At 65.4% G+C, this 7,488-nt stretch carries 4 protein-coding genes; all 4 read right to left on the bottom strand.

Going from position 1 to position 7,488, the window contains the following annotated elements; all coding sequences use genetic code 11:
* On the bottom strand, positions 1 to 881 hold an 881-nt coding region (locus tag ABFE16_09425), incomplete at its 3' end, for a YihY/virulence factor BrkB family protein (GenBank protein MEN6345518.1).
* A gap of 40 nt (positions 882 to 921) precedes the next feature.
* Positions 922 to 2,871, bottom strand: coding sequence for an FAD-dependent oxidoreductase (locus ABFE16_09420; GenBank protein MEN6345517.1), 1,950 nt, complete (start codon positions 2,869 to 2,871; stop codon positions 922 to 924).
* A 63-nt stretch (positions 2,872 to 2,934) separates the two neighbouring features.
* A complete protein-coding gene (locus ABFE16_09415) occupies positions 2,935 to 3,993 on the bottom strand; it encodes a sugar-binding protein (GenBank protein MEN6345516.1) in 1,059 nt (352 codons plus the stop codon).
* 14 nt (positions 3,994 to 4,007) lie between these two features.
* Entirely contained in the window at positions 4,008 to 7,445 is a 3,438-nt protein-coding gene (locus ABFE16_09410; protein MEN6345515.1) for a beta-galactosidase, read from the bottom strand.
* Positions 7,446 to 7,488: the final 43 nt, after the last annotated feature.

Raw genomic sequence — 7,488 nt, 5'->3', positions numbered from 1 at the left:
TGGAGGACGAAGACGTGTTCGTAAGCGAGGGCGAAGTGGGCGCCGAACATCAGGACCTCTGCACCCAGAAGGGCCCAGAAGCTGAAGACGACCACTCCCGCGAGGCCACCGTAGAGCGCACCTCGCTGGTAAGTGTGCGATACGGAGAAGGCAAAGAGGGGTGAGGCTGCGACCCATAGCACGGCAGCCCAGAGGGCTCCGACAGCGGCAACTCGGGTCGGGACCTTTTGGACCGGCATGAACTTGTAGAGCAGCCCGAAGGCGAGGGCGCAGGTGAGAAACTCGCCTACGACCACCAGCGGCGTTCGTGCAGCGGTGAGGGCTGCCCGGTCAACTTGCGGGAAGCGTGACAACCAGGCCGCTGCAGCCGCGAGACCCGCCTCGAGCACCACGAAGGCCGCCAAAAGCACGCAGGCGACGGCCATGGCAGTCAGGCACACGAGCTTGCGATGCAGAATGCCGCGGAACCTGCCGCCGGGCCAGATACCGGTCAGCGAACGCTCGATCGTGTCGAACAGCCGATGACCGCCCCACAGGACCATGGCCAGACTGATCGCCCCGGCGACGTAGGCGTCGGGGTTCGTCAGGAGACCGTCGACGGCAGGCAGAATCTGATCGACGGCGCTCCCGGCGAGATCGCTCAGGGCCTGGCGCAGCCACTGGTAGCTGTTGCCTCCCGGTCCGAGGATGAGCTGCAGGAGGCTGGCAATCAGCAGGACCAGCGGCCCCAGGGAGATGACCGCATAAAAGGAGACAGCGGCTGCCAGAAGCGGGGCGCCGCCAAACCCGAAACGCAGGTACCCGGCCCGCAGTACACGCCACCACAAGCCGGGTAGTCTGCTCAGGTCCCTGATTGCCTGCTGCGGGGTCGGTGTGATCACCCCACCTTGACCTCCGACCGGATGTCGACGGAAACCACCACTAGAACTTGACGAAGTTCCTCTTCAGGTTGCCGCACAGCGGGCACTTGTCCGGCGGTTCGCCCTCCATGGTGAAGCCGCAGAAGTCGCAGACCCACAACTCGGCGAGGTTGGCGTCACCGCCGGCGTCCACGGCCTTCTTGGCCCGCGTGTACAGCTCCCTGTGCACCTTCTCGGTCTGCATCGCGTGGTTGAGGCTCTCCTGAGCTTCGGGCTCATCTTGTTCGATGGCGACGGCGATGTAGGCCGGGTACATCTCGTCAATCTCAAAGCCCTCGCCGCCGGCAGCAGCGGCCAGGTTCTCGGCAGTCCCCTCAATGCCCTCCATCACGGACAGGTGTCGCGAGGCGTGGACCTGCTCGGAGTAGGAGGCGGCCTTGAACAGCCGGGCGACGTTGGCCTTGCCCTCCTCCTCCGCCTTCTTGGCGAAGTTGAGGTACTTCATGTGTGCCTGGCTCTCACCGGCGAAGGCATCCTTCATGAACTGCTCGGTCATCTTCTTCATGTCGGTTCCCCTCTCACTGGGCGCCTCAGGGCCGCTGTCCCTGGGTATCGACGTCGGTGCTGGAGCGCTCACGGCTGATGCAGGCGGCTCAGGCACAGGCCCTTCGGGAGGTGCCGTGGCGGCCGCCTTGATCTGCTCTTCGATCTCCCCGGCGGTGCTCAGGTCTCCGATCAGCGCCGCTCCGACGATCTGACCGGAGCGGCGCACAACCTTGCGATAGGTGCGCTTGTCCAGGGCAGCGTCCCGCTCAAACTCAAAGCCTGTTAGGTCGGGCGGACTGGCGATCCCGAGGGCGCAGAAGGGCAGTCCGGCGGCCAACTGGTAGTTCGCCGAGACGGCGCCGGGATAGGCACCTTCGCCTCCGGCCATGGCGATACCGGCCGCCTCGCCCTGCTCCTGGGAGTTGTGCCAGGAGGTGTTGACGCGCTGCTGACCCCAGACACGATCCCAGGCCTGGGCGGCATCGCCGGCAGCATACACACCGGGAGCTGAAGTCTGCATGTGGGCGTCAACGAGGATGCCCCGATCGGTGCTGATCCCGGCTTCTCGGGCCAGCTCGATCCGGGGTCTCACGCCGATGGCGACGCCGACCAGATCACAGGGGATCGTCCGACCCCTGGAGGTCTTCACGCCCGTCACACGGCCCTGGGCGGACTCGAAGCTGTCGACTTCCTCCTCGAGGGCGAGGTCCACGCCGAGGTCCTGCAGAGCTTGCTGGACAATCGGCCCGCCCTGCTCATCCAGGGCTGGGAATCCCACGCGGTTCTCGCGGACCAGTAGTGTGATCTTGAGGCCGCGGGCGAGGAAAGCGCGGACGAACTCGAGGCCCAGTAAGCCGCCGCCGACCACGACCGCCCGGGTCGCCTTCGCCATCATACCGGCGATTCGCTCAGCATCGGCGAAGGTGCGGAAGTAGGCGATGCCGTCGGCCTCGCTGCCCGGCCACGGAACCTGCAGCGGGTTCGAGCCGGTCGCGAGGAGCAGGGCGTCGTAGGCGAAGGTGCGTCCTCCGGCGCAGACGACCTGTTTGCCCTCCAGATCGAGGCGCTCCGCTTTCTCGCCCAAGACCAGCTCCAGGCCCGAGTCGTCGAAAGTGACCTTGCCCATCTCGAAGAAGCTCTTGCGGTCAAGTCCGCCGATGTAGTCCGGCAGCAGCGGCCGGTAGTACAGCGGCGTCGGCTCCTCCGAGATGACGGTGACATGCCCCTTTGGGTCGAGTGCCTGGATCGCCCGCGCGGCGGAGCGTCCGGCCGAGCTGTTGCCGACGATCACGTAGCGGAAGCCCGGCGGGCGTGGGCTGACTACCTGGATCCGGCGGAAGCGAGCCTTTGGGTTCTGGTCCAGCTCCACGAAGGCGGTGAAGGGGGCCCCGCAGCTAGGACACACCTTGGGGGGCGCCGGGCCCTTGTGGACGTATCCGCAATTGATGCACTGCCAGCGTTTCAAGGGTTTGCTACCTCCGTTCTGAAGCGTCCTGGAGTGGAAACACCCGGCGGATGCCGCCCAGACCTAGATTCCGGCCAGGAGCGCTGCCAGTCGGGCGTCCCAGATGCTCAACTCCATGCTATGGATGAGCTGTGAGATGCGAAGGTCGGTCTTGACCCAGGCGGCTGCGTCCAGGGCCTTCGGCCCACGGACCGCCTCCGCCAGCTGCGCAAGGTCGGCCTGATACTGAGCTGCCCGCGTCTCCAGTTCCTTTCGCGTCAGCGCGTCGGTCTCCTGGGTGCTCAGCCGCACGAACTCCTTCACGTAGGCTTCGAGCTTCGCCAGGGCCTCCTCCGCGAGCACGCGATAGCTGCCCTGAGAGAACCCCTCCTGGCCGTACACCAGAAGCGCTCCGCGTCGGTCGCCTTTGCGCAGCTCCGGTCCGAGCTTGCCGAGTTGCTCGGCGGTCGGTGACAGAACCAGGTGCGCAAACCGCTCGGGGTCGTGGAAGTTGGCGTTCTGTTGGGCCCAGTTGCTCCACTCCCGAGCGTTCAGGAGGTTGCGGTCACGGTCCACGTTGAAGCCGATGACCTCTCCCTGTTTGGGCTGCACGCCCAGGTCCTCCCATGGAATGGCGAGCTCGAGGGTCCAGGACGTATTCCCGAGCGTGGTCTTGGCGACCGCCTTCGAGTTCCAGTACGGGTCATTGCCGCGGCCGTCGAATAGACTGCCTGCCGCGTTGACGCCGAACTGGAAGTAGTGCGAGTGGTCGTGGGTCGGGTCAAGGAACACCTCGACGGCCTCGCTCCCGAAGATCTCCTTCGCATCCCTGCCGTGGGCAAGGGGCACGAGCTTGTCCATCCGGGGCTCGTCGCAGGTGATCCCGAAGTACAGGCGGTTGTCGTCGTAGAGCACCCGGAAGGAGGTCTGCACCTCCATGAGCGTGGGCTTGTCATACTGCGTGAAGCCGCTGACCAGCGGCGCAGCAGCCCAGGCAGCCTCGGCGAGTTCGCCGTCGACATGGATGGTTCCCTCGGCTCTCGTCGCGGGGTATACCTTGATGTCCAAGGCGTCTTGTGCCCTGACACAGGATGTCAGGTTGACAGCCAAAAGGGCAACCAGCAGCGGTAGTGTGCGCACCATGTTCCCTCCCATCGTCAGGGCCGGTTGGCGTCGGCAGGTTCCCGAACCGCAAAGCGCGCCACGGTGGCCTGGTTGGAGAACAGATCGACGGCACTCACCTCGTAGGTACCGGCGGGATCGTTGTAGGCGATGGGTATCTGCACCGTGGCGTTGCCCCGGTCGGCCAGCACTATCTGTGAGGCCCACTTGGCCTCGGTGCCCGCCGACTTCAGACGGATCCGGACTGCATGGAAGCCCTCTGCGCCGGGCACAGTGACACTGGCCTTCACAACGGTTCCGGGCTCAACGGCGCTCGAGGCCAGACGCACTTCGGGCGTCTGGATCTCGGTGCCGCAGAGCGCAAAGAAGCTTGCACGGCAGGGGAGGACCGAAGTGGTGAAGGTCCGCGTCCGGCCGAAGGTCTTGTGGTTGCGCAGGTCATGCACGTAGCGAGCACCGGGAAGGCTGACCGTAACGGTCTCCGGTGAGCCGCCCGAAGTCTCGCGGAACAGGGCGACGATCTGGATTCCCCGGTCGCGCCACCGAACGACCTCGACACCTCGCACGGGCTTGCCGGTTGCGTCGGCCAGATTGATGAGCGGCTTGACGCCGGCCTGTTCCAGGAGACGTCCCAGGAAGTTGGCCTGAAGGTCAGCCACGCCCGAGGCAGACTTAGCGGACGTCGCCGCAGTCGCCGGAACGAAGTTCAGCAGGATGGCCTTGCCCTTGCCGGACTGTTTGGAGATGAGCACCGGTGCTCCGCCGACCACGGCAGCCGCCGTCCCGTCGGCCAGGCTGACCGAGGTATCCACCGGAACGCCGGCGAGCTTGGTCCCCGGCACCTCCACGTCGGCCCTGGTGGCTGGTGTCGAAGCGGTTCGCTTGATGCCGAACAGGTCATCGAGGACCCCTGCCGCCCGGGGCTTGCAGTGGTCGTCGTAGATGCCCGGGCGCACGTCGGCGATCACCGTGCCGCCGTCGGCCACGAACTGCCGGATCACCTCGGCTTCACGGTCGCCGATGGCCTCGGCCCGGGTCAGGAGGAGCACCTGGTATCGTCGACCGTCGAACTCACCCAGCCTGAGCATGCGGTCGGTGACATAGCGAAACTGCAGGCCCTTGTCGCGCAGAGCCTGGTGGGTGGCCGAGTGAGTGGCCTCGTAGCCGCCGAAAGTACCACCGTCGCCGAGCTTGTGGGCGAAGGTGGAAGGGTATGAGTACAGCATCGCAACCCCGTCGTCGAGCATGGTGCTCTGCAGGAGCAGGTCACCGAGGCCGTCACGAATCATCTGGGTGTCGCGCAGGATGTCATCCACTGCCGGCCAGGGGCTCAGGTCTGGTGACAGCCAACCCCGGAAACGCCCGATGCCGTCCCAGCGCCACCACCACACGGAGTCCATGCCCCGTGTGACCATCCGCCAGTACTTGGACAGCAGCGAGTCTGCGTCCTTCGTGTAGCCCATCCAGTTCGAGTGAGGGTACCCCGGCGGCGCGATCGAGCGGATCACCTCGTCGGCAGTCCCCGGGTAGGGCGACCAGAAGGCGTTCTCGCGGACGATCAGGTCAAGGTCGTCGCCGGCCTCGAAGCGTCCAGCACCCTCAAAGCCTGTGCGGGCCTGGGGGTCGATGGCGGAGTAGGCCTGGGCGTACTTCTGGCAAAACATAACCATGTTATATGACTTGAAGGCCTGACGGTCGAACCAGCGGGGGTAGTCCTTGGCGTTGAGGGAGCTTGCCTCCTCGTTGTCGCCAGCCTTCGACAACCCGACCTCGGTCCAGTCGGCGAAGGCAGTGCCCCAGGACCGGTTGAGCGCCTCCAGCGTGCCGTAGCTCTCCTGGAGGTAGGCCCGGTAAGCCTCGGCGCAGTAAGGCGACAGACAGCAGCCGCGTGTGTCTACTTCATCGCCCAGAGAGTAGACGAAAACCCCATGCTGACGGGAAGGCAGGTACTTCTCCGCCAGCTTCGTGACGTGGTCCTTCACCGCCTTCGGGTCGTTCCAGCAGAAGGGTTGCATGATACCGTCTGCATTGAGCTTGGACACGACCCTGGTCGTGTAGGGCACGTAGCTGAGGTTGTTGGCGGCCAGCGTGAGGGGAGGTGCCGGGTTCCCGTTCAGCATCAGGGTAACGCCGGTGTCGGCCAGGCTGCGGAGGACGTAGGGCGCCATAGTGTCGGTGGGGAAGTCCCACATCAGGAAGTTGAAGTGCCCGCGGTTGCGCCTGGTGACGTTGAAGTAGCGGTAGGCGCCGGCGACCTCGCCCGTGCGGTCACGAAGCTGAGCCTCGACCGTGACCAGCATCGGCATCCAGTCCTGGAGCACAAAGTCGAACTCGGCCTTCTCGTGTGAAGGCAGGAGGTCCTTGCGCATCAACTCGCGCCGGGCGGGGTCAAGCAGCCGGATCCGCAGGAGCTCACCTTCGAGAGGACGCCCCTGCAGTGAGACTGCTCCCTGAAGGTGGTCACCGACTTCACCCCAGGTCTGCTGCAGAGCGACCTCCTTCACGGTGCGCCCCGAGGTGACCTCAAAGGGTACGGTGGCCCAGGCCTCGACTCCCACCTGACTGATCAGCCTGGCGTCGACATGATAGGTTCCTGCTGGAAGTGTCGGAAGGGCGACCTCGACCGGGGTGCCGGGTGCCATTTCGCGAACCGGGAACTGGTAGGGAGCGTCCGGCCCACGACGCAGAGACAGATGCAGCATGGGCTTCTCGCCGACCAGCCTGCCCGACAGGTTGACGGTTACTTTGCCCTGTGCGGCACGATCCAGCTTCGGCTCGGACAGCGCAAGACCCAGGGCCGCTGCGGGGTCCTTGTGAGCGGTCCACAGGACGGCGCGTCCCAGGCGCTCCTGCCAGCAGTCGTAGTCAGTCTCCCAGCCTTCGTAGTAGTCGATCTGCGGTCTGTGCGGAAGGCGGAGTGCACGACCCTTGCCCACGAGGAAGGCATCGCCGACCGGCCCGGGAGTCAGGAAGGTCGGGATCTCCCTGAGTTGGTTGATCGGCTTGAGGACACGTTTGTCATCCACGCCGACGAGAACCAGCCCGGCGCCCTCGGTGACCGCCTTGAGGAGCAGGTACTGCTGCTGTGCGCTCATGTTGGTCAGGGGGATATGGAAGAAGACGAAGCAGTCCCACTTCTGCGCGAGGAGGCGCAGAAGGCGCTTCTCGCCCAGTTCGCCGCCGTGCCACTGCTCGTTGGTGGTGTCCACGATCCGAGCCCAGTAGACGCTCTGCAGGTCGAGGTCGAAGCGCTGCATCAGCTCGACGGCCTCGCGGGGTTCAGTACCGCGAGCGTTGCTGATGAACAGCACCCGGGTCTTCCCGCCGGCGTAGGGCTGAGCCCAGTCGGTGTGCGGTGTGGGAAGGTCGAGGCTGAGAGCGTGGTTCTCCTCGATCTCGACCGCATCCTGGCACCAGCCCGGAAAGGTCGCCAGCGCACCCACGACCGCCACCATCAGATGAAGCTTGTGCATATGGAGCCTCCATTCCCGTGAACTGCCTGCAGGGATGGGACAC

Source organism: Armatimonadia bacterium (assembly GCA_039679385.1).
In the GTDB taxonomy this organism is placed as follows: domain Bacteria; phylum Armatimonadota; class Zipacnadia; order Zipacnadales; family JABUFB01; genus JAJFTQ01.
The sequence above is the reverse complement of the archived record's forward strand: the minus strand, read 5'-3'. Positions and strand labels throughout refer to the sequence as shown.

What these genes read in the sequence shown, in the direction of transcription:
- ABFE16_09415 (MEN6345516.1), bottom strand. Translation starts at nt 3,993, where the DNA reads ATGGTGCGCACACTACCGCTGCTGGTTGCCCTTTTGGCTGTCAACCTG.
- ABFE16_09410 (MEN6345515.1), bottom strand. Translation starts at nt 7,445, where the DNA reads ATGCACAAGCTTCATCTGATGGTGGCGGTCGTGGGTGCGCTGGCGACC.